Raw genomic sequence first — 23405 nt, 5'->3', positions numbered from 1 at the left:
CGCCGCGTCAGGCACACGGCAAGGTTGGTGATACGCACGGACTTCCAGGCAAATAAGCGCGCACTGCGGCAGATAAGAGGCCGCATGGAATAAGAGCGGCTAACAAAACTACTGCGCAGCCGCCAGGCGGGCGCGGCCGGTGCTCGGAATCCTAATGTACCCCTCGTACACTCCGGTTCCTGTGCGCCGTCCACGCCCACCTGACGACCGCTCGCTACGTTTTGTTAGCCACTCTTATTTGCTGCCGGCCATCTGCTCAAGATAATCGGTCAGATAATGCTCGGGATTGATCTGCTCCGAGACACCGGCGTCATAGCCGACGCGCGCCGGCTTCGGCGCACCTGGCACGTACAACTCGCCGCCACCTTCGTCTAGGATCAGCAGCACGTACGGACGGCCTTTCCGCTGAACCGTATAGCGGGTGTCCTTCTGCGTGGCGGCCGTTGTTGCCAGCAGGATCTTGTCGTCGATCTCGCTGTCGGCACCGGTTACCTGCACCAGTGCCTGATTTTTTTCGCGCGGGCCGTAGCGCAAGGTCGACACCTTGACGCCATCGTTGGAGCTATACGCTTTGGCTTGCTTGGCAACCTCCGGACGTGCGGTCGCGGCCTGCGCTTGCACAACGGCAGCGAAGGCAAGAAAGGGAATGAGCAGTGCGGTCGCACAGACGCGACGCCATGAGGATCGAAACATCATCGAAGCTTCCTTGTGTGATGAAAAACGCAGGCGGCATGCCCGCGCAAGACACCGCTTGTGGTCCTCTCGGAAAAAACAGGACTGCGCGGCGACAGCGGCGCATGCTACCCCAAGCCTTGCAAGATCGCTTGGCCCCTTACCTGCACTAGCTGCCCATCGCGCGTACATAAGAGCGGCCCTCACACTGCCAACCAATCTTGGGCGGAGAGTTGCCTCACGCCACTTCGTGCGTGGCATGCAGGGCATCGATGCGCTGCCTCACCGCCTTGGATCGAACGAAATCTCCATCGGCCTCGTCGGCTTCTGCAAGACTATCCGGCGCATTTGTGGATGCAGCGAAAGCAGCGTACTGAGCGTAAAAACGCAAATCGCCGCGGCTACGCCGGGGTTGGACAGCAGCGTGTAGCCGGCCGTATTGACGACTTGCTCAAGTTGGTCGGCAGGTACGGCAGTCTCGGCGCACAGCGCAGTGGCAGATACCCGCATGTCGCCATCAGCCGGCGTGCGCAGCGCAAAGGCGATGAGTGTTTCCGAGATGGCTTCGGCGCAAACGTATCGGGAGAAACGCTGCCCATGACGCTCTCCACCGGCCCCCTGTTCCACACATTGCGTGCACAGCTATTGGTCAGACAGACGATGCTGTAGCCGTCGCCATCGAGGGCCTGATGAAACACGATGCGCACTCTCACCCGCGCCCTTCCGTCGTGACCGACATGCCGGTGCGCGTTGTGCTGCCCTACCTCCCAGCCGCTGGCACACCAGCCGCGCTGCCCGTTCGCCAATACCTGCGGCTGCCAGAGCCGCTGTAGCGTTGCCTTGCCCGCCACCTCCCGACGCACATCGCTTCCAGAGCGTGGTCGCGGCGTCGATTGCCTACAGACAGCGTACTGACGAGCAGCCTGCTCACCGAAAACGCGGCAAAGAGCTGCCCTGGCGTGACCGGCTGTTCAGTGATCGGCAAGCCCATCGACGCCGCCAAAGAGCCCCTTTCCGCTGTACGCCACAGCCATCGCCTGACCGACGATGCTGTCACGCCCTCAATAGGGTGCTCAGTGCCCCCCTGCTGCCGCCGCACTCCCGGCCCCGGTACCGAACGGCGGTTTTGCCAGCCACAGGAAGAAGATGATCGCCAGGAAGGTCCATCCAAGCAGATAGAAGATGTCGTTGAAACCCATCTGAGATGCCTGGTGGTTGATGGTGTTGTTGAGGAAGGCGGCGCCACGTTGCGGGTCGCCTTGCCCCATCGCGGTGACCTGCTCCTGCATACCGGGCGTGTACACCGAAATGTGCTCGGTGATGTGCGCGTGGTGCACCTGGGTACGGCGCACCCACAGATACGTGGTCAACGATGCGGCGAAGCTACCGCCCAGCGTGCGCAGGAATGTGGCCAGGCCCGAGCCCGCCGCGATCTCGCGGCCGTCCAGATCCGACAACAGGATCTGCAACACCGGCATGAAGAACAACGCCACGCCTACACCCATCACCAACTGGATCGTGGCCACATGGCCGAAGTCCACCTGCAAGTTGAAATTGGAGCGGAAGAAACTGGTGAACGACATGAAGATAAAGGCGATGGTGGCCAGCATGCGCAGGTCGAAGCGCAGCGCATATTTGCCCACGAACGGCGTCATCAGCACCGGCAGGATGCCGATTGGTGCGGTGGCAAGGCCGGCCCAGATCGCGGTGTAGCCCATGTCGCGCTGCAGCCATTGCGGGATCAGCAGGCTCACGCTGAAGAACGCGGCATATGCGACCACCATTGCCAGCGTGCCGGCGCGGAAATTGCGATGCCGGAACAGCTTGAGATCGACGATGGGATCCTTGTCGGTCAGTTCCCAGATCACGAACACCACCAACGCCACTGCTGCGATGCAGGCCAACACCACGATCTTGTCCGAAGAGAACCAATCTTCGTCATTGCCCAGATCCAGCACCAGCTGCAGGGCGCCCACGCCAACCACCAGCAGAATCAAGCCGATGTAATCCATGCGCGGCTTTTCGAGCTGCTCGGGGCGATGCCGCAACTGCGAACCCACGATGCTGCTGGCAATCACGCCCAGCGGCACGTTGATCAGGAAGATCCATTCCCAGCTGTAGTTGTCGGTGATCCAACCGCCGAGAATCGGCCCGGCGATCGGGGCCACCACGGTGATCATCGCCAGCAACGCCAGCGCCTGCCCGCGTTTTTCGCGCGGATAAATCGACACCAGCAGACTCTGGGTGATGGGATACATCGGGCCGGCAACAAACCCTTGCAGCGCGCGCGCCACCACCAGCATCCCCATGCTCTGCGCCAGACCGCACAGCAGCGAGGCGATGGTGAACGCCAGCGTGGACCACACGAACAGCTTGGTTTCGCCCAACCGGCGACTCAACCAACCGGTCAGCGGCAGCGCAATGGCAGTGCTGACGGCGAACGAGGTGATCACCCAGGTGGCCTGCTGCGAACTGGCGCCGAGATTACCGGCGATGGTCGGCAGCGAAACGTTGGCGATGGTGGTGTCCAGCACCTGCATGAACGAGGCCATGGCCAGGCCCACGGTGCACAACGCCACGCTGGCCGGGCGAAAACCGGCGGCGGGCGCCGGTGCCGCCGGGCCGCCCGGTGCGGTGGGAGCTTGCGAAGACATGGTGGCTTAGCCCGCCTTGCTGGCAGCCTGCGATGGCAGGTTGTCCTGGATGATGCGTTGGATGTCGGCGTCGGCAGCCTTGAGCTGCTGCGCATACACGTCGGTGGAAAACACCGCGCCGTTGGCGACCTTGGTCGGCAGCACGCTGCCTTGCTGATCGTGCAGGTTCACATCGACCTTCATCGACAGACCAATCCGCAGCGGATTGCTGGCCAGCTGCTTGGAATCCACCGCAATGCGCACCGGCACGCGCTGCACGATCTTGATCCAGTTACCGCTGGCGTTTTGCGCCGGCAACAGCGAAAACGCGCTGCCGGTGCCCAGGCCCAGGCTCTCGATGCGACCGGTGTAATCCACGCCACCGCCGTACAGATCAGAATGCAGTTCCACTTCCTGGCCCAGGCGCATGTGCTTGAGCTGGGTTTCTTTGAAATTGGCTTCCACCCACACCTGCTCCAACGGCACCACTGCCATCAACACGCTGCCCGGCTGCACGCGCTGACCAACCTGCGCCGAGCGCCGTGCAACATAGCCGGACACCGGCGCCACCACGCCGGTGCGCGCATGATTCAAATACGCCTGACGCAGCTGTGCGACGGCGGCCTGCACGTCAGGCTGCTTGGCCACCGCGCTGTCGTCAACCAACGCACGGTTACGCTCCAGGCTCTCGCGCGAGCCGCTCACGGCTGCTTCGGCGGCAGCCAGTTCGTCGCGGGCATGCGCCAGTTCTTCGTTGGAGATTGCGCCGGTGGCAGCCAGATCCTTACGCCGCGCAAAGTCCGAGCGTGCACTGCGCAGCGTGACTTCGCGTGCCGACAATTCGGCTTGCGCACCTTCCACGGTGCGATACAGACCGCGCACCTGGCGCACGGTCTTGGCCAGGTTGGCTTCGGCCTGCTGAAAGGCGACCTCGGTGTCGGCCGGATCCAGCTGCACCAGCAACTGGCCGCGCTCCACGCGCATGCCGTCTTCGGCGCCGATGCTGACCACGGTACCGCCCACCATCGGGGTGATCTGCACCTGGTTGCCCTGCACATACGCATTGTCGGTGTCTTCGTGCCAACGGCCGACCAGCAAGTACCACACCACCAGGCCGATGATCACCAGGATCACCACAATGGCCACGATGCGCAGCGCAGCACGGCGCTTGCTGGGCGCGGCCGGTGCGGGTTGAGAAGAAGTTGAAGTCGTCTGGCTCATCGTCGATGTCTCAGGAATTCGGTTATGCAGAAGTGGGCGCGGTGTGTGCGGTATCGCGTGCGGGCTGCGGCGTGAATCCGCCGCCCAGCGCACGCTGCAACCTCACCGAGGCCAGAAGTTGTTGCGACTGCAGCCCGGCCATGCGTTGGCGTGCGACGAGCAACTGCTCCTGCACGCTGAGCACTTCCAGATAGCTGCCAATGCCGGCGCGGTAACGCTGCTGGGCCAGGTCGAAGGCGGCCGTGGCGGTCTGCACGGCGTCGTTCTGCGCCTGCGCGCGTTGCTCCAACGAACGCACGGCGGTGACCTGGTCGGCCACTTCGCGTAGCGCAGCGATCACTTTCTGGTTGTAGTCGGCCACGGCCAGGTCGTACTGCGCATCGCTGCCGGCCAGATTGGCGTGCAGCTTGCCGCCGTCGAAGATCGGCAGGCTCAGCGCCGGCGCGACCAGACCGAACACCGAGCCGCTTTCCAGCAGCTTGCCGACATCCGGGTTGATCACACCGCCCAAGGCGGTGAGGTTGAGGCTGGGATAGAAGCGGGTCTTGGCGACCGCGATGTCCTTGTCGGCCGCCTCCACGCGCCAGCGCGCCGCCACCACGTCGGGGCGACGACCCAGCAGGTCGGCCGGCAGCATGCTCGGCAACTGCGTGGCGATGCCGCCACCGAGTGCTGGACGGGCGATGTCCAGACCGCGATCCGGGCCCTGCCCGACCAAGGCTGCCAAGGCAGTGCGGGCTTCGTCGATCTGCTGCTGCGCAGATTGCAGCTGCTGCTGCGCAGCCGGCACCCGCGCTTGCGCCTGACGCACCTGCAACTCGCTGTCGATGCCGGCGCTGCGGCGTTGCCGGGTCAGCTCAAGGGTCTTCTGCGCACGGCTCAATTCGTCGTTGGCCAGGTCGTGCAGGCTCCACGCGTACGCGAGCTGTGCATAGCCTTCGGCAATCGCCGACGACAGGTTCAATCGTGCCACCTGCGCATCCACTTCGGCCGCATGCGCCTGGTCCACTGCCGCTTCCCACGCGCTACGCTTGCCGCCCCACAGATCGATGCCATAGCGAAAATCCAGCACGACCTGCGCGCTGCCGCCGTAGCTGCCGCCAAGCTCTTCGCCGACCATGGATTCAGGCAACTGCAGGCCGGCGTAGCCACCGGACACCGAGAGGCTGGGACCGCGTTCGGCCTGTGCACTGCCGATACGCGCCTGCGCCTGTTGCAACCGCGCATCCGCAGCAGCAAGGCTGGGGCTGTGCTGCAGGCCTTCGGCAATCAGCGCATCCAGCTGCGCATCGCCCAGCGCGCGCCACCAATCGCTGGCCGGCCACGCGGCCGGGCTCAGCGCGGTGGGCTGCGCCAAGGTGCGCTCTGCATGCAGCGTGCCGGGATCCAGCACGGCGCCTTGCGGATTCAGACCACGGCTGCTGGCACACGCGGCCAACGCCAGTGCCAGGGCGGAGATAACGAGCGGCCGCGCCAGGCGCATCGAGCGCGGGCGCAGCGTCTGGGTCGGGGAACTAGCAGCGTTCATGAGTTGAGTGCATCGCGGACACGGATAAGAAGTGAGGTGAGAAGTTCGCGCTCGGCCGCGGACAGGTCGCGCAGGCCGTGCTCGATGGCGCGTTCGCCGCGCAGGCGCAGGCGCTCCCACAGCGCCACGCCCTGTTCGGTCATGACGATCTGCAGCGCGCGCCGGTCCTGTGCATGCGGCTCACGCCGCACCGCGCCCAGCGCTTCAAGCTTGTCGAGCAGGCGGGTCACCGCGCTCGGGGTCTGGTCCAGCGCCAGCGCCAGTTCGTTGGCCGTACACGGCGAGCGTACCGCCAAAATCTTCAGGCCCACGTAGTGGCTGAAGCCGAAATCGGGCAGTTCGCCCTTCATCTCGGCGTCGAGCTGGCGCATCAGCGCGTCACGCACCTGACGCAGCAGCAGGCCGAACGACGGTGTGGCGGAAGACGAGACATTCATGCCGCACATTTTGTTCTTAAAAATATATTTGTCAAATCAATTATACCGACAGGGATTAAACCGAACGCAAGGATCGCCACCTTACGCGGCGCATGTGCTGGCTCGGTAATACAATTCGGCCAATGAGTATCGAGAATGCGCCAACCCAGATCGATGCGTTGCCGCCAGGCGTACGCGCCAGTTTCGAAAAGGCCGATGGGCCGGTGCTGATCGCGTTCCTTGCAGAGCTGCGCGAGGTGTGGGCGCCGGAAACCGCCTGGCACGCGCATGTCCGCGGCCAGCTGATGTATGTAGAACACGGCGTGCTCACCGTGCACACCGAACAAGGCGCCTTGTCGCTGCCGCCCGGCTGCGCCGGCTGGCTGCCGCCCGGGCAGCAGCACGCCGTGAAGCTGGCCGGGCCGATGCGCGGCTGGGGCGTAGTTGTGCGGCCGGATGCCTGCGCCGCCCTGCCTGCGCAAGGCGGGGTGATCCGGCTGACCGGGCTGGCCCGCGAGGCGATCATGCGGGCGGCCAGCTGGCCACTGGAACAGCCGCTGGATACCGCCCAGCAACGCCTGGCTGCGGTGCTGCTGGACGAGCTATGCCAGGTGCAGATCGACCACCTGCACCTGCCGATGCCGGCCGACCGCCGACTGCTGCGGATCGCCCGCCAGTTGCTCGACACGCCCGCCGACCCGCGCCCGCTCGACGCCTGGGCCGACTGGGGCGGATTGTCGCCGCGCAGCTTGAGCCGGCATTTCCGCGACGAAACCGGCCTGAGTTTTGCGCAGTGGCGGCAGCAGGCCCGCCTGACCGAAGGCCTGCGGCGGCTAAGCCAGGGCCACGCAGTGGCGCAGGTGGCCGATCAGCTTGGCTACAGCAGCCCCAGCGCCTTCGTCAGCGTGTTTCACCGCCATTTCGGCGCCCCGCCCACCCGTTATCTGGCCGGCTCGCATGCGCGCGGCTTGGCATCCCCCGCCGCATCCGGATAATCGGCGCTCTTCGAGCCCGCACCCCGGTGCGGGTTCCTCTTCACGCAGGACCTGGCTTTACATGACCGATCTGACCCGCCCCACCTTCCACGGCTTTGAACAGCTGCCGCTGCGCGAGTACGCCGAACGCGCCTATCTCGACTACTCGATGTACGTGGTGCTCGACCGCGCCCTGCCGTTCCTGGGCGACGGCCTGAAGCCGGTGCAGCGGCGCATCGTCTATGCGATGAGCGAGCTGGGCCTGAATGCCGCCGCCAAGCCGAAGAAATCCGCGCGTACCGTGGGCGATGTGATCGGTAAGTACCACCCGCACGGCGACAGCGCCTGCTATGAGGCGCTGGTGCTGATGGCGCAGCCGTTCTCGTACCGTTACCCGCTGATCGAAGGCCAGGGCAACTTCGGCTCCACCGACGACCCCAAGTCGTTCGCCGCGATGCGTTATACCGAGTCCAAGCTGACCCCGATCGCCGAAGTGCTGCTGGGCGAACTCGGCCAGGGCACCACCGACTGGGCGCCCAACTTCGACGGCACCCTGGAAGAACCCACCTGGTTGCCGGCACGCCTGCCGCACCTGCTGCTCAACGGCACCACCGGTATCGCGGTCGGCATGGCCACCGACGTGCCGCCGCACAATCTCAACGAGATCGTCAGCGCACTGCTGCGGCTGCTCGACGACCCCGATGCCAGCGTCGCCGACCTGTGCGAGCACGTGCTGGGCCCGGATTATCCGACCACCGCCGAAATCATCACGCCGGCTGCGGACCTGCGGAACATCTACGAAACCGGCCACGGCAGCGTGCGTTCGCGCGCCACCTACAAGAAAGAGCACGCCAACATCGTCATCGATGCGCTGCCCTACCAGGTCTCCCCATCCAAGGTGATCGAGCAGATCGCCCAGCAGATGCGTGCAAAGAAGCTGCCGTGGCTGGAAGACATCCGCGACGAGTCCGACCACACCAGCCCGGTGCGGGTGGTGCTGGTGCCGCGCTCAAATCGCGTGGATGCCGAGCAGCTGATGGGCCACCTGTTCGTCACCACCGACCTGGAGCGCAGCTACCGCGTCAACCTCAACGTGATCGGCCTGGATGGCCGCCCGCAGGTCAAGAATCTCAAGCACCTGCTGAGCGAATGGTTGAGCTTCCGCAGCGATACGGTGACCCGCCGCCTCAACCACCGCCTGCAGAAGGTCGAACGTCGTCTGCACCTGTTGGAAGGCTTGTTGATCGCCTTCCTCAACCTGGACGAAGTGATCCGCATCGTCCGCAGCGAAGACGAACCCAAGCCGGTGCTGATCGCGCGCTTCGCGCTGAGCGAAGAGCAGGCCGAATACATCCTGGAAACCAAGCTGCGCCAACTGGCGCGCCTGGAAGAAATGAAGATCCGCAGCGAACAGGAAGCGCTTGCCAAGGAGCGCGCGCAGATCATGGCGATCCTGGAAAGCAAGACCAAGCTGAAGAAGCTGATCAAGGACGAACTGACCGCCGACGCCAAGAAGTTCGGCGATGCGCGTCGTTCGCCGCTGGTGCAACGTGGCGCCGCGCAGGCCATCGACGAAACCGAAATGGTGGCCAGCGAACCAATGACCGTGGTGCTGTCGCAAAAGGGCTGGGTCCGCGCGGGCAAGGGGCACGAGGTCGATCCGGCCGGCATGTCCTACCGCGATGGCGACGGCCTGCTGGCGGCGGTCCGCAGCCGCAGCACGCACCAGGTGGCGTTCCTGGATTCGGAAGGCCGCGCCTACTCCACCGCCGTGCACACCCTGCCCTCGGCGCGTGGCAACGGCGAACCCTTGACCGGGCGGTTCTCACCGGCGTCGGGCGCGGCGTTCCAGGTCATGGCCAGTGCCGACAACGCCACCCGCTTCGTGCTGGCGTCCTCGCACGGCTACGGCTTCGTCACCCGTTTCGAAAACCTCACCGGCCGCAACAAGGCCGGCAAGGCGATGCTCAACCTGACCACCGGCTCGCATGTGCTGACGCCAGCCCAAGTGAGCAACCCGCAAACCGATCGCATCGTGGCGGTGACCAGCGCCGGCAATCTGCTCGCGGTGCCGGCGACCGACGTGCCCGAGCTGGACAAGGGCAAAGGCAACAAGATCATCGAGATCCCCAAGGCCAAGCTCGGCACCGAACGCGTGGTGGCGGTGGTCGCGGTCGCCCCGGGCAACACGCTGCTGGTACGCAGCGGCGCACGCACCATGAGCCTGTCGTTCAAGGACCTGGACACGTACGTGGGTGCGCGTGCGAGCCGTGGATCGTTGTTGCCGCGCGGGTGGCAAAAGGTGGACGGACTGGAAGTGCAGTAACGGTCACTCGCCTGGCACGCAGCAGCGCGGCTGGAAGTGGTGCGCCTCAAGCTGTTGAGGCGCGGCGCGGCAGCGGCGCGATCGATAACCGCAGCCGTCACAGGCTGCTGGGGCGCGCTCGAAGGCAGATGGGTTGGAGATGCAGTAACGCTTGTTCACCCATGCGGCGCGCCGCGGCGCGGCTAGGATTGCGGACGCCTCAGGCTGCCGAGGTGGCGTGGCGCAGCGCTTCGCTTCAGAAGACGCGATGCCGCACTCTCACATGACCACAGTGGAGACAGCCACTGGCAAGGCGATGCATGGACACGAACTTCTGGTTGGAACGTTGGCAGCTCGGACATACCGGCTTTCATCAGCAAGAGGTGTTGCCGCTGCTGCAAAAAGCACTGGCACGCGCTGGATTTGCCCAAGCAATCGCGCGTGCTGGTGCCCCTGTGCGGCAAGACGCTGGACATCCATTGGCTCACGGCGCAAGGCCATCGCGTGCTTGGCGTGGAGCTGTCGTCACTGGCGGTGACGCAATTCTTCGATGAGGCAGGCCTTCAACCGCAACGTCACAGCAGCGCTGCTGGCGAGCATTTCATCGCCGGCCCGATCGAGATCATCTGCGGCGATGCATTCGCGGTGGACGCCAGCGTGCTGGCCGGCTGCGCGGCCGTCTACGATCGTGCCGCACTGGTCGCGCTACCGTTCGAGCTGCGCCAGCGTTATCTGCAAACGGTGTACGCGCAGTTGCCGACACACTGCCGCGGCCTGCTGATCACCCTGGAATATCCGCAGGCAGAAAAGGCCGGCCCACCGTTCTCGGTGGACGCAACACACGTGCATGCACTGTTCGATGCCGCCTGGCAGGTGGACCAGCTGGAACATCGCGACATCCTCGATCAGGAACCACGCTTCCGCGATGAGGGCGTCACTGGGTTATCGACTGCTGTCTATCGCCTGCAACGCCGCTGAAACGGCCGCCGGACGCTGCATAGCCATCATGTCGCAATCGCATGCCTTGCATGCGGCGGAGCGCCGCTGGCCGATCAGGACAGCTGGTGTTACGCCATGTGGTGGTTCTGCAGCAAAACGCGACAAACCCACTCGGCAGTCAGCTGCAGAAGTGGCTGCCTACTCGCACAGACCATCGTCGGGAATGGCAAGGCACTCATACTCCATGCCGAGCCGGTTCACGCTTCGTCAGCCAGGCGACTGCGCAGCGTCGGTTGCCGGCTCAACCGGCGAGGTGGCCCTTGTCGATCTTCGAGGTCTGGTACAGCTCCAGCCCGATGCGCTTGATCAGGCCAAGCTGCTGCCCCAGCCACCACGCATGATCTTCTTCGGTGTCCTGCAGTTGCTTGAGCAGCACGTCGCGGCTGACATAGTCGCCATGCTCTTCGCACAGCTTCATGCCGGCAGCGAGCGCAGCGCGCACTTCGTACTCGACAACCAGGTCGCGCTCCAGCATTTCGACCACGGTCTTGCCGGGAGTGAATTCGGCCGGGCGCATGTCCGGGTCGCCTTCCAGGAACAGGATGCGCCGCAACAGCGCATCGGCGTGCTCGGTTTCCTCTTCCATCTCATGGTTGATGCGCTCGTACAGCGCCATCAGGCCCTGATCCTCGTACCGGCGCGAATGCAGGAAATATTGATCGCGGGCCGCCAATTCGCCGCGCAGCAGCTGCTTGAGGTAATCGACGACTTCGGGATGGCCTTTCATGGTGTGCTCCAGCGACGCAATGCGCGCATGGTGCCCTAAGCAGACAGGCTATGATCTAATCGGAATCACTTTCAGTTGCGCTTGCGGCCAGACCTGCCACGGTCATGTACGCCGGCCACACTTCTCGCGGGCTCCAAGGAACCGACAATGCGTAAATGGCTGGGCCGGCTGCTGCTGGGAATGGTGTTGCTGGTCCTGGCGCCCAGCTTGGGGCTGTATCTGTTGATGCGCGGCAGCCTGCCGCAGTTGGATGGCGACAGCGCGCTCAGCGGACTGGCTGCGCCGGTCAGCGTGCAGCGCGACCGGCTGGGTGTGGTCACCATCGATGCAGCAAACCAGCTCGATGCGATGCGTGCGCTTGGCTACGTGCATGCGCAAGAACGCTATTTCGAGATGGATCTGATGCGCCGCGCACCGGCCGGCGAGTTGTCCGAGCTGTTTGGCGCCAAGGCCGTGGACCTGGACAAGCGCAACCGCGTGCACCGCCTGCGCGCGCGTGTGCAGGCCAGCCTGGGTATCGCCACCGGCAGCCAGCGCGCCGCATTGCAAGCGTATACCGATGGCGTCAACGCAGGACTGGCGACATTGCGCGTACGGCCCTGGCCCTATCTGCTGCTGCGCCAGGCACCGCGCGCATGGACGCTGGACGACTCCATCCTCACCGGCCTTGCGATGTACGCGGACCTGCAGGACAGCGACAACCAGACCGAGCTGGCCGCCGCGCGCATCCGGGCCGTGGTGCCACCTGCGCTGGCGGCGCTGCTCGACCATCAGGGCTCAAGTTGGGACGCGCCATTGTTCGGGCCGCCACAAGGCGACGCCAGCTTGCCGGATGCGGCCGCGCTGGACCTACGACGTCTACCGCACCCGCCTGTCGCGCCACACGCGGAAACGCCGACGCCGGGCAGCAACAACTTCGCGGTGGACGGCAGCCTCACCGCCGACGGCCGCGCCATCGTTGCCGACGACATGCACCTGGGCCTGCGCGCACCCAACATCTGGTTCCGCGCACGCCTGCGCTATGCAGACAGCAATGCGCCCGAGGGCAAGGTGGATGTCACCGGATTCACCCTGCCGGGCCTGCCGGTGGTGGTCGTGGGCAGCAACGGGCATGTGGCCTGGGCATTTACCAACAGCTATATCGATACAGCGGATTTCGCACGCATTCCTGCACCTACACCGGCTCACCCGCAAGCACTGACCACGCATGTGGAAACCATCCGCGTGGCGGGCGCAGCACCGGTACAGTTCGAGGTTCGTGAAGCGGCGTGGGGACCGCTGCTGCACGTCAACGCCGACGGCAGCGCGCTGGCATTGCGCTGGGCGGCGCAGCTGCCCGGTGCGATCCGGCTGGACTTCGCCCAGATGAGCACAGCGGGCGATCTGCATGCTGCATTCGCGGTGGCAGACCGCTCCGGCATTCCGGCGCAGAACCTGCTGCTTGCCGATCGCAGCGGGCGCATCGCCTGGCGCCTGATCGGCGCACGCCCCGCGCGCAATGCCGGGTGCGGCCCGAGCGGGATTGCCGAACTGGCGACATCGACGCCCGCCCCTGAGGCAGCCTACAGCGCACCTGCAGCGGCGGCTGCAGCGCGTTCGATGTCTGGCCCCTGCCTGCCATGGTCGCTGCGCAGCGATGCTGCACCTGCGTTGATCGATCCGCCATCGCACCGGCTCTGGACCGCCAACAACCGTATTGTCGATATGCAGCAACTGGCAACGCTTGGCAACGCAGGTTACGACCTTGGCGCACGCGCGCAGCAGATTCGCGATGACCTTTTCGCAAAGCAGCGCTTCAACGAACGCGATCTGCTCGCCATCCAGCTCGACGATCGCGCCGTGCTGCTCACGCGCTGGTGGCAATTGCTGCGTAGCGTGGTCGAGCACAGCAAGGACCCGGCACTGCAACGGATCGCATACGCCACGCGCGACTGGGATGGGCGCGCATCGACTGACTCGGCCAGCTATCGCATCGTGCGCGAATTCCGCAGCAAGACCATCGAGGCGGTGGAAGCCGGCCTGCTGGCGCCGGCAAAAGCCGCACTTGGCGAGCAGTTCCTGCCGCCACGTCGTGCGCAACTGGAGGGCATCGTCTGGCCGTTGCTGCAACAGCGCCCGGCCAACCTGTTACCGCCCGCCGCCGCAAGCTGGGAGCAGTTGCTCGAGGATGCTGCACGCAGTGCGCAGTCAGACGTGATTGCTCAAGACGCACACAGCGAACCGCGCGGCCAGCACACCTGGGGCCAGCGCAACACCGCCGTCATCTGCCACCCCATCGCGCGTGCACTGCCCGCCATGGCCAAGCGCTGGCTCTGCATGCCGCCCGATCAACTACCGGGCGACCGCGACATGCCACGTGTGCAAGGCCCGGCCTTTGGTGCCTCCGAGCGCATGGTGGTCTCGCCCGGCCACGAGCAGGACGGCATCGTGCACATGCCCGGCGGCCAGAGCGGCCACCCGCTCTCGCCGTTCTGGGGCGCAGGGCACGACGATTGGGTGCATGGCAGACCCACACCATTTTTACCAACTGCCACGCGTTACACGCTGCAATTGCGTCCGCAGTAACAGCGGGCGGCAACGTTGCCGCGCCGCGTCCAGCCAAGTAGGACGAAGACGTTAACGGCATCGCCGCTTCAAGCCCCTCCCCCCTCGGGAGAGGGGTTGGGGTAAGGGTACGGCCATCACGCAATAGTGGATGAGTGCGTGATGTGGCCCTTCGCGCGCGAGCGCATGAGGCTTGGTACGTCCCCTCCTCCGCCCTTCGGACATCTTCTCCCCATGTGTGGGCAATATCCGGGCCGGAGAAGGAAAGCTGTGCACTCATGTCTCCTGCATTTGCGCGTTCTGCATCCTTCGTGTCTCGCATGTCTGCACATGCATGCGGCACCAATCATGGCGCCCAGCACCTCAGCGACCTCCGTGATCAAGCTATCACATCATGCTAAGATGCATTTGATAACCATTCCCATTAGTAACCAATGCGTCCCACGCTTCTTGTCACCGCGCTCGCCGCTGCGCTCGCTCTGCACGCCCTGCCCGCCTTGGCTCAACACACCACCTCGCCGGCCTTGACCGAACTGGATGGCGTGGATGTCGTCGGCCGTGCGCAGACGCTCTACAAGTCCGAAGACGCAGCTGTTACCACGCGCACCGATACCCCGCTGGCGCTGGTGCCGCAGTCGGTGCAGGTGCTGCCGCGCGAGTTGATCGACGACCAGGCTGCGCGGCAGATCACCGATCTGTATCGCAGCATCAGCGGCATCAGCTTCTTCAGCTATGCCGGCGTGACCTTGCGCGGTTTCCGCCAGGAAAACGTGCTGTACGACGGCCTGCGCGGCGACCCGTACGCCGGGTTCTCGGTGCCGCAGCTGTTCAACATCGAACGCGTGGAAGTGCTCAAGGGTCCGGCCGGTGCGTTGTACGGCGGTGGCGAGCCCGGGGGCGTGATCAACTATGTCACGCGCAAACCCGGTCATCAGGCGGCGCGCCGCATCGAACTGCAGCTGGGCAATCAATCCTTCGGTGCAGCCTCGTTCGAAGCAACCGGCCCTGCGCGCGAAGATGGCCGCATCCGTTACCGCATCGGTGCCTATGCCGATGGCGAAGACGGGTTTCGTTGTAATACCGACAGCCAGAGCCAGATCGGCGATGCATCGGTGGCCTTCGATCTCGGCGACACCGGCGAGCTCACCCTGCAGTACACCGACATCACCCAAAACCTGGGCGGCAACCGCTTGCGCGGCGTGCCGGTCGATAACGATGGCAACTTTCTCACCGACCGGCGCTGGTCCCACAACGAACCCACCGATTTCCTGGACATGCGTGCCAAAGTGGCGCTTTCGCAGTATCGGTTTGCACCGTCCAGCGCGTGGGAAGTGGACATGGCGCTGCGCTGGTTCAAGAACCAGGAGCATCAGATCTACCACGAGCCGATGGGCTTGATCGATCGCGATCGCGACGGCACCGCCGAGTGGATGACCCGGCAGCTGCGCAATCAATACCGCAACAACGACGCGATCGCCAGCAACGTCAACGCGATATTCCGCACCAGTACCGGGGCGATCGACCACAAGTTGCTGATGGGCGCGGACTACTACCGCCTGGACGCGGACTTCCGCGCGCAAACCGCCAACACCGCCGACAGCGGACGCGTGCGTGGCCCGGTGCCCGGTATCGACTTGTTCAACCCGGTGTACGGCCGCAGTGGCTTCTACGATTACGGCTTGGATGCCCTGCCCTGGCGTGCCACCAGCACGCGCAGTCAACGCGATGGCGCCTATCTGCAGGACGAACTCACGCTGACGCCGCGCTGGTATGCAATGGCGGGGCTACGCTGGGACGGCTTCAAGGACGACAACCTGCTGAGCGGCTCGCGCGTCACCGGCAACGATCTCAGTTGGCGCGTCGGCAGCACCGTGGTGTTACGCGACGGCATCAATGCCTACGCAAGCTATGCCAGCGGTTTCCTGCCGCAGGACGCGGCCAATCAGGGCAGCAGCGTGGGCGGCCCGTTCGCACCGGAACGTAGCACGCAATGGGAAGTGGGCCTGAAGACTGCGCTCAACGATGGCGGACTCACCCTCAACACGGCGCTGTACCGCATCGAGCGCAGCAATATCGTGCAGGCGAACGGGCGCGTCGTCGACGGCGTTAATCAACTCTCTGCGCTTGGCTTGGTGCGCAGCGAAGGGATGGAAGTCGACCTGCTGGCCGACCTGACCGAGCGCTGGGTGCTCAATCTCACTTATGCCTACAACGATGCACGCGTGCTCGATGCAGGCACCGACGGCATCACCAATGCCTCTGGGGATCGCTTCGCCAATGCACCGCGCAACACCTTCGGCCTGTGGACGCGCTACGACCTACCCATGTGGCGCTCGGCGATCGCCTTCGGTGCCGACTACGTGGGCGAACGCGTCAGCCTGGATGGCCAACGCGTCAAACCGTATGCCATTTACGACATCAGCTGGCAGACGCAGTGGGACGCGTGGAAGCTGCAGGTCAACGTCAAGAACCTGTTCGACAAGGTGTATGCGGCGAGCGGTTTCAATACGCGCGCCGGGCACTTCCCCGGCGAGCCACGTCGCATTTACGCGCAGCTGGCGTACAGCTTCTGACCAGCGCGCAGCTGGTATGTGGCACGCCACCGGCAAGCTGGGCTATCAACGTACACAGCGCATCGCACATGCGGCTGCCACCTGCTCCAAATGCATGTTGCTCGTGTTTGAAAGGGAGACGGCGTCTGACCTCGCTCTACCAACTGCATGCGCAACATCGCGGAGGACGGGCGCACGTCGTGGCGTGGAACTGCGAACCTGTTCAATGCAAGACACATCGAGCGCTGACGACAGCGTTCGCAATGTGATGCTGGTCAGCAAAGCGGCGTCTAAGGATAGGAAATACAACCTCGACTGCAGCAACGTAATGAACCTGCGCCGAATCGCGCGGCTGCGCATGGGCTGGAACTTAACGTTCGGTGGGACACACTAGAGCCCATCGCGATGTGGAGTCTTGCTCCGCACATCGCCCTCTTCCCCCCCACTGACCGGAATCCGCATGCCTTTGCTTGCCCGCTCCGTTTCCGCCCTGTTGCCACTGATGTTTGCCACTGCCTACTCGGCCGCGCCGCCAGCCAAATCCGGCCCGCCGGATGCGCCTGTGGCTGCATGCACCGCCAAGGTACGTCCTGGCCAGGACCTGCAAAAAGCCATCGACAAACTGCCGCAGAGTGACAAGCCGACGGTGCTTTGCCTGGAAAAAGGCGAGTTCCCGCTCAATGGCTTGGTATCGATCCATCGCGGCAACTTCACCCTGCGCGGCCAGGGCCCGAGCACCGTCGTGCGCATGGCCGACGGTGTGCAGCAGCCGGTGCTGGTGGTCGGCGATTACGAAAACCAGCAGCCCACCGGGGTAATCCGCAACGTCAGCATCGAAGACATGCAGATCGTCGCGAGCACAGGCGACAAGGAGTTCATGCCCGAGCGCCCCTACCTGAGCAATAGCGCGGTGGTCGTGCGGTCCGGGCAAGGCATCCGGCTTGCCGGCCTGCAGGTCAACAAGTGCCGCAGCGCGTGCCTGCTGAGCGAGTACGACACCCGCGAGATCACCATCGAAAACAACGACGTGTCCGGCGCAATCTGGGACGGCGTTTCATTCAACCGCACCGCCAAGGTCACGATGGTCAACAACTACATCCACGACAACGTGGCCGCCGGCTTGACCACCGAGCACCTGGAAGACAGCGAGATCCGCAACAACCGTTTCGAGCGCAACGGCAGCCAGGGCATCTATCTCTCCGATGCGCGGCGCAATCGCTTCAGCAACAATCAATTCGACGGCAACAAGGTGGCCGGCGTGTTTCTGGCCTGCGCGATTCGTTATCGCACACCGGAAATCTTGTGCTGGGACAACAGCATGAGCCAGGACAACGTCTTCGAGAACAACCGTTTCGCCAACACGCCGTTTACCTACACCATCGGCGTGGACCGCGCGGCCAACTGCACGTCGGCCGACTTCAAGCCGAACCTGTGGCGCAATAACCAGGCCGACATGGCCGGTGTGGATATCGATCCGCAGCGCTATGGGTACTGCGTGCGTCACGAGCAATAAGACGCGGCAATCAATACGGCGGCCGGCGGTGCAGCGATGCACGCCGGCCGCTGCAGTGACTGCGGCCCTACGAAGCCAGCGCCTGCGCGTGCACCCCGGCAATCGCGCGGCCCGACGGGTCGGCCATCGCGGCAAAACTCGCATCCCAGGCAATCGCCGTTGGCGACGAACAGGCAATCGACTTGCCGCCCGGCACGGTTTCCGCCGCCGCCTGACCGGGGAAAAACTGCTCGAACAAGCTGCGATAGAAATACGCCTCCTTGGTCTGCGGCGGGTTGACCGGGTAGCGTCGGTCGGCGGCGGCGAGTTCGCGGTCGCTCACCTGCGCCTGTGCATGCGCCTTCAGCCCGTCGATCCAGCCGTAGCCCACGCCGTCGCTGAACTGCTCTTTCTGACGCCACAGGATCGATTCGGGCAGGTAGCCGGCGAATGCCTCGCGCAGTACGCCCTTCTCCATGCGCGTGGCCCCGCTGTTGGTCTTGTCGATCATCTTGAACCTGGCATCCATGCGCATCGCCACATCCAGAAATTCGCGGTCCAGGAACGGCACGCGCGGCTCTACGCCCCAGGCCATCATCGACTTGTTCGCGCGCAGGCAATCGTAGTTGTTGAGCGCGTCGAGCTTGCGTACCAGCTCTTCGTGAAATTCGCGCGCGTTCGGTGCCTTATGGAAATACAGGTAGCCCCCGAAGATCTCGTCGCTGCCTTCGCCGGAAAGCACCATCTTGACGCCCATTGCCTTGATCCGCCGCGCCAGCAAGAACATCGGTGTGGAGGCGCGAATGGTGGTGACGTCATAGGTTTCGATGTGGCGAATGACGTCGGGCAATGCATCCAGGCCTTCGTCGAAGGTGTATTCGAAACCGTGATGCACGGTGCCGAGCGCCGCGGCGGCCACTTCGGCCGCTGCCAGGTCCGGCGAGCCTTTCAAGCCGATTGCGAACGAATGCAAGCGCGGCCACCAGGCTTCGGTCGTGTCGTTTTCTTCGATGCGGTGACAGGCGTAGCGCGCGGCCACAGCCGCAACCAGCGAAGAATCCAGTCCACCGGACAGCAACACACCGTACGGCACATCGGTCATGAGCTGACGGTGCACGGCGCGCTCGAATGCTTCGCGCAATTCATGCAGGTGCACCTGTACACCTTCCACCGCGTCGTATTGGCGCCAGGCGCGCTCGTAGTAACGGCTCAGTGCGCCGGTGGCGCTGTCGTACCAATGGCCCGGCGGAAACTGCGCCGCATCGGCGCAATCGTCCACCAGCGATTTCAGTTCCGACGCCACACGCAAACGGCCTTCGCGGTCGTGTCCCCAGTACAGCGGCACCACGCCGATCGGGTCGCGCGCGATGATGACGCGCCCTTCCGTCTTGTCCCATAGCGCGAATGCAAAGATGCCGTTGAGGCGGTTGAGATACGAGGCAGGCGTATCTTCGCGATACAGCGCATTGATCACCTCGCAGTCGGAGCCGGTCTGGAATGCGTACGGCTGCAGCAGCTCCGCCTTGAGTTCGCGGTGGTTGTAGATCTCGCCATTGACCGCCAAGGCGAGCTGCCCGTCTTCGGAGAGCAGCGGTTGCGAGCCGCCCGCCGGATCAACGATGGCCAGGCGCTCGTGCACCAGGATGGCGCCGTTGTCGACGTAGACGCCGCTCCAGTCGGGCCCGCGATGGCGCTGCCGCTGCGAACATTCCAGCGCCTGCCGGCGCAGTGCCTGCAGGTCGTCACCGGGTTGCAGGCCGAAAATACCGAAGATGGAACACATGGAAACACTCCTGAAGAACTGCGGGGGTTGGCGGTCGGTGAGAGCGTGCGGCGCGGATTGACACCCATAAAAAAACCCGCATCGGCCAATGCGGGTTTTTCTGGTTCCTGGGCGTTCTGGTAGACGTCGCCTAGTCGCAGACCCGCATCGGCCGCGCACAATTATTCGTGCGCAGATTGTTGCGGTTGGCGTAATTGAGGTTGGCGAGGCCAATGACCATGTCGCCGACGCTAACGGTTCGGTTGTACCGGCGCAACTGTTTCAGCGGCAACAACGGCGTCTGCGTGGCCCGCTCAACCGACCAGCAGGCGTTCGATCAACGTGCGATACAGCGCCGGTAGCGCCTGCAGGTCGGCCACGCGCACATGCTCGTCGACCTGGTGGATGCTGGCATTGACCGGGCCCACTTCGATGCATTGCGCGCCCAATGGCGCAATGAAGCGCGCGTCGGAGGTGCCGCCACCGGTGCTTTCTTCCGGCGGCGCGCCGGCGAACTCGCCCAACACCTCGCGCGCGACGCTGCGCAGCTTCCCTTCCGGTGTGTAGAACGGCTCGCCGCTACGGTGCCAGCGCAGCGTGTAGTCCAGCGCATGCCGATCGAGCAGCGCGGTGATTTCGGCCTCCAGGCGCGGCGCATCCCAGTGCGGCGTATAGCGCAGATTGAAGGCCACCTGCAGCTCGCCAGGAATCACGTTATTGGCGCCGGTGCCGGCGTGGATGTTGGAAACTTGCAGGCTGGTGGGCGGAAAGCTTTCGAAGCCGTCGTCCCATTGCCGCGCCACCAGTTCGGCCAGCGCAGGCGCTGCCAGATGGATCGGGTTGCGCGCCTTGTGCGGATACGCCACATGCCCCTGCACGCCCTTCACGGTCAACGTGCCGGACAGGCTGCCGCGACGACCGACGCGCAACAGATCTCCCAGGCGCTCGGTGGACGACGGCTCGCCGGTGATGCACCAATCGATCGTTTGACCGCGTTCGCGAAATATATTGGCGACCCGGCGCACGCCATCGATGGCGTCGCCCTCTTCGTCCGAAGTCAACAGCACCGCCAGCGTGCCGGGGTGCTGCGGGTGCCGGGCAACAAACTGCTCTGCGGCGACCACGAACGCTGCGACGCTGCCTTTCATGTCCGCCGCACCACGCCCGTACAGCACGCCATCGCGGATCTGCGGATCGAACGGATCGCTGGTCCAGGCCTCGTGCGGACCCGGCGGCACCACATCGGTATGCCCAAGCAACACCAGCAACGGCGCACCGCTGCCATGCGTCGCCCACAGGTTGTCGACTTCGCCCAGGCGTAGGTGCTCGCAGGCGAAACCTGCGACAGCCAGGCGCTCGGCAAGCAGCGCCTGGCAACCGGCATCGTCGGGAGTCACCGACACGCGCGCGATCAGGTCGCAGGCAAGATCCAGCACATCGTTCATAGCGTCAGGCCTTGTTTCATCACACGATTGACTTACGCGCGCCGCTGCGCGGCATCCGGTCCAGGCCAGTGCATCGCCTGCACGCGCACCGCGAAGCGCTCATTTCCCGGCATGCGTCCGCCGTGGCTGCCGGTGACGACAAAGCCACAGCGTTGGTAGAACGCTTGTGCCGCGGCGTTTCCGTCCAGCAATTCCAGCGACAGGCCGCCGGGGCGGTCCTGCTTGACCGCCGCGGCCAGCGCCATGCCAACGCCAAGCCGTTGCGCGTCCGGCGCAATATACAACCAGGCCAGTTCCTGCGCGTCGTAGGCCACGAATCCGGCCACGCGCCCGTCAAGCTCGGCGACGCGCAACGTGTAGTCGAACAATGCCTCGCGTTCGGCTGCGATCGGCAAGGGCAGGAACGCTGCGAGCAACCCCGCTGTCCGCAGCTCCTGTTCCCGCGCAGCATCATGAATCGCGCACAGATGCGGCCAGTCCTCACTACGGTACGGCCGCACGTTCACTTGGTACCAAACAGCTTCTTGAAGCCGTTGTCGGAGAAGCCCTGGCTGACGACGCCGTCGTCGGTCACTACCAACGGGCGGCGGATCAGCTGCGGGTACTCGCGCAACAGCAACTTCCACTCCGCCTCAGAACCGGGCGTCTTCTTGTTGTCGGGCAACTGCCGCCAGGTGGTGGAGGACTTGTTGATCAAGGCGTCGAATCCGCCGACCTTGCCGGCCCACTCCAGCAGTGTTTCCGGCGACGGTTTGTTGTCCCGGTAATCCACAAACGCATAGGCCACACCGAAGCGGTCCAGCCATTTGGTGGCCTTCTTGCAGGTGTCGCAGTTCTTCAATCCGTAGAGCGTGGTCATCTCTGTGTCCCGGTAAATCGGCCTATAAAGCCCCTCTCCCTGCGGGAGAGGGGTCGGGGTGAGGGTAAGTGCGAATCAATCCGCCAGCCCGCGCAGCAGCTCGTTGACGCTGGTCTTGCTGCGCGTCTTGGCATCCACCTGTTTGACGATCACCGCGCAGTACAGCGAGTGCGAGCCGTCCTTGGAGGGCAACTGCCCTGATACCACCACGCTGTACGGCGGCACATAGCCGTAGGAAATCTCGCCGGTGGCGCGGTTGTAGATGCGTGTGCTCTGGCCGATGAACACGCCCATGCCGATCACGCTGTGGTGCCCGATGACCACGCCTTCCACCACTTCAGAGCGTGCGCCGATAAAGCAGTGATCTTCAATGATGGTGGGGCTGGCCTGCAGCGGCTCGAGCACGCCGCCGATGCCGGCGCCGCCCGACAAATGGCAATGCTTGCCGATCTGCGCGCACGACCCCACCGTGGCCCAGGTATCGACCATGGTGCCTTCGCCGACATAGGCACCGATGTTGGTGAAACTCGGCATCAGCACCACGTCCTTGCCGAAGTAACTGCCGCGACGCGCCACCGCGCCCGGCACGACGCGCACGCCGGCCTTGCGGAATTCGGCCTCATGGAAGCCGGCAAAGCGCGATTCCACCTTGTCCCAGAACGGCGCCGGCTGGGCGTCGATCACTGCCATTTCGTTGACGCGGAAATACAGCAGCACCGCTTTTTTCAGCCACTCGTTGACGGTCCAGCCGCCCTGCCCGTCCGGCTCGGCGACGCGGAAATGCCCGTTTTCCAGTCCGTCGATCACGCGGTTGACAATGGCACGGGTGGAACCGTCGATCTCGTCGATGGTCAGCGTGGCGCGCCGTTCGAACGCGCTTTCGATGCCGAATTTGAGTTCGTCGCTGCCGACCTGCGTTGCGGCGCTGTGCACGGCCTGCTCGGCAATCGGCAGTTTCTTTGCCGCAGCGGCCTTCTTGGCGGCCGGTGCAGACACCACCTTGGTCGGCTGCTTGGCCACGCGCGGTGCAGCGGAAGTCGCGGTCTTGCCGGCAGGCTTCTTTGCAGCGGTTTTCGGACTTGCTGCATCGGATGCAGCCTTTTTGCCGGCAGCACCAGCTGCCGCGCCCTGCTTGCCGACGCCAACACCTGGCCTGGAGGCGGCAACCGCCGGCACCTTGGCGGCCTTGCCGCGCGTTGCAGTCGCGCAATTGGATGCTGCGTCGGTGGTGGTCGCGCTCTGCTTGCGCGCGGTCTTCTTGCTGGTGGCCATGGGG

The 23405-nt window shown here is 64.5% G+C and carries 17 protein-coding genes, 1 other RNA gene and 1 pseudogene; 7 read left to right on the top strand and 12 right to left on the bottom strand.

The annotated features are described in order from the left end of the window. The first annotated feature begins 154 nt into the window (after positions 1-154). Positions 155-230, top strand: a non-coding RNA gene (locus XAXN_RS20640) — sX9 sRNA. A 4-nt stretch (positions 231-234) separates the two neighbouring features. Here the strand turns inward: XAXN_RS20640 and XAXN_RS05460 are convergent. From XAXN_RS05460 to XAXN_RS05435, 6 genes are all read right to left on the bottom strand, one after another. Further along, positions 235-621, bottom strand: a complete 387-nt coding sequence (locus tag XAXN_RS05460; RefSeq protein WP_054318807.1) for a hypothetical protein — start codon at positions 619-621, stop codon at positions 235-237. Between the two features lie 333 nt (positions 622-954). Beyond that, positions 955-1299: a hypothetical protein gene (locus XAXN_RS05455; protein WP_054318806.1), complete on the bottom strand. Its 345-nt coding sequence runs from the start codon at positions 1297-1299 to the stop codon at positions 955-957. Between the two features lie 446 nt (positions 1300-1745). Continuing rightward, the gene (locus tag XAXN_RS05450) at positions 1746-3326 is read right to left on the bottom strand and encodes a DHA2 family efflux MFS transporter permease subunit (protein WP_054318805.1); all 1581 of its coding nucleotides are present in this window, start codon (positions 3324-3326) and stop codon (positions 1746-1748) included. Positions 3327-3332: 6 nt separating this feature from the next. Further along, the gene (locus XAXN_RS05445) at positions 3333-4526 is read right to left on the bottom strand and encodes an HlyD/EmrA/EmrK family protein (protein WP_054318804.1); all 1194 of its coding nucleotides are present in this window, start codon (positions 4524-4526) and stop codon (positions 3333-3335) included. A 22-nt stretch (positions 4527-4548) separates the two neighbouring features. Next, positions 4549-6054 (bottom strand): AdeC/AdeK/OprM family multidrug efflux complex outer membrane factor, encoded by a 1506-nt coding sequence (locus XAXN_RS05440; protein ID WP_054318803.1) that lies wholly within the window; start codon positions 6052-6054, stop codon positions 4549-4551. After that, on the bottom strand, positions 6051-6491 hold the full coding sequence (locus tag XAXN_RS05435) for a MarR family winged helix-turn-helix transcriptional regulator (RefSeq protein ID WP_014089765.1): 441 nt from the start codon (positions 6489-6491) through the stop codon (positions 6051-6053). The genes XAXN_RS05440 and XAXN_RS05435 overlap by 4 nt, the downstream gene beginning before the upstream one ends. Positions 6492-6613: 122 nt before the next feature. Here XAXN_RS05435 and XAXN_RS05430 point away from each other — a divergent pair, with 122 nt between their 5' ends. From XAXN_RS05430 to XAXN_RS05420, 3 genes and pseudogenes are all read left to right on the top strand, one after another. Continuing rightward, positions 6614-7465, top strand: a complete 852-nt coding sequence (locus XAXN_RS05430) for an AraC family transcriptional regulator (protein ID WP_054318802.1) — start codon at positions 6614-6616, stop codon at positions 7463-7465. 61 nt (positions 7466-7526) lie between these two features. Continuing rightward, positions 7527-9770: a DNA topoisomerase IV subunit A gene (parC, locus tag XAXN_RS05425; protein ID WP_054318801.1), complete on the top strand. Its 2244-nt coding sequence runs from the start codon at positions 7527-7529 to the stop codon at positions 9768-9770. A 299-nt stretch (positions 9771-10069) separates the two neighbouring features. Continuing rightward, positions 10070-10727: pseudogene (locus XAXN_RS05420) on the top strand (thiopurine S-methyltransferase). A gap of 262 nt (positions 10728-10989) precedes the next feature. On the opposite strand, the gene bfr reads toward XAXN_RS05420, so the two are convergent. After that, entirely contained in the window at positions 10990-11475 is a 486-nt protein-coding gene (bfr, locus tag XAXN_RS05415; RefSeq protein WP_054318800.1) for a bacterioferritin, read from the bottom strand. Between the two features lie 147 nt (positions 11476-11622). On the opposite strand from bfr, the gene XAXN_RS05410 reads away from it, so the two are divergent. The 3 genes from XAXN_RS05410 to hpaM all read left to right on the top strand — a co-directional run bounded on the left by XAXN_RS05410 (position 11623) and on the right by hpaM (position 18084). Beyond that, positions 11623-14040, top strand: coding sequence for a penicillin acylase family protein (locus XAXN_RS05410; protein WP_054318799.1), 2418 nt, complete (start codon positions 11623-11625; stop codon positions 14038-14040). A 413-nt stretch (positions 14041-14453) separates the two neighbouring features. Beyond that, positions 14454-16592 carry a TonB-dependent siderophore receptor gene (locus XAXN_RS05405; RefSeq protein ID WP_054318798.1) on the top strand — a complete coding sequence of 713 codons (2139 nt, stop codon included), beginning with the start codon at positions 14454-14456 and terminating at the stop codon, positions 16590-16592. A 439-nt stretch (positions 16593-17031) separates the two neighbouring features. Further along, complete coding sequence (gene hpaM / locus XAXN_RS05395) at positions 17032-18084, top strand: type III secretion-associated outer membrane-bound protein HpaM (RefSeq protein WP_054318797.1); 1053 nt, start codon at positions 17032-17034, stop codon at positions 18082-18084. A gap of 67 nt (positions 18085-18151) precedes the next feature. On the opposite strand, the gene asnB is transcribed toward hpaM, so the two are convergent. From asnB to dapD, 5 genes are all read right to left on the bottom strand, one after another. After that, positions 18152-19846, bottom strand: a complete 1695-nt coding sequence (gene asnB, locus XAXN_RS05390) for an asparagine synthase B (RefSeq protein ID WP_054318796.1) — start codon at positions 19844-19846, stop codon at positions 18152-18154. 293 nt (positions 19847-20139) lie between these two features. After that, positions 20140-21270 (bottom strand): succinyl-diaminopimelate desuccinylase, encoded by a 1131-nt coding sequence (dapE, locus tag XAXN_RS05385; protein WP_054318795.1) that lies wholly within the window; start codon positions 21268-21270, stop codon positions 20140-20142. A gap of 32 nt (positions 21271-21302) precedes the next feature. After that, a complete protein-coding gene (locus XAXN_RS05380; protein WP_054318794.1) occupies positions 21303-21776 on the bottom strand; it encodes a GNAT family N-acetyltransferase in 474 nt (157 codons plus the stop codon). Next, on the bottom strand, positions 21773-22129 hold the full coding sequence (locus XAXN_RS05375; protein WP_054318793.1) for a Spx/MgsR family RNA polymerase-binding regulatory protein: 357 nt from the start codon (positions 22127-22129) through the stop codon (positions 21773-21775). The genes XAXN_RS05380 and XAXN_RS05375 overlap by 4 nt, the downstream gene beginning before the upstream one ends. Before the next feature lie 75 nt (positions 22130-22204). Continuing rightward, positions 22205-23401, bottom strand: a complete 1197-nt coding sequence (gene dapD, locus XAXN_RS05370) for a 2,3,4,5-tetrahydropyridine-2,6-dicarboxylate N-succinyltransferase (protein ID WP_054318792.1) — start codon at positions 23399-23401, stop codon at positions 22205-22207. Positions 23402-23405: the final 4 nt, after the last annotated feature.

This window comes from Xanthomonas axonopodis (assembly GCF_001304695.1).
Classification (GTDB): domain Bacteria; phylum Pseudomonadota; class Gammaproteobacteria; order Xanthomonadales; family Xanthomonadaceae; genus Xanthomonas; species Xanthomonas axonopodis.
This window is presented reverse-complemented; position numbering and strand designations above follow the sequence as displayed.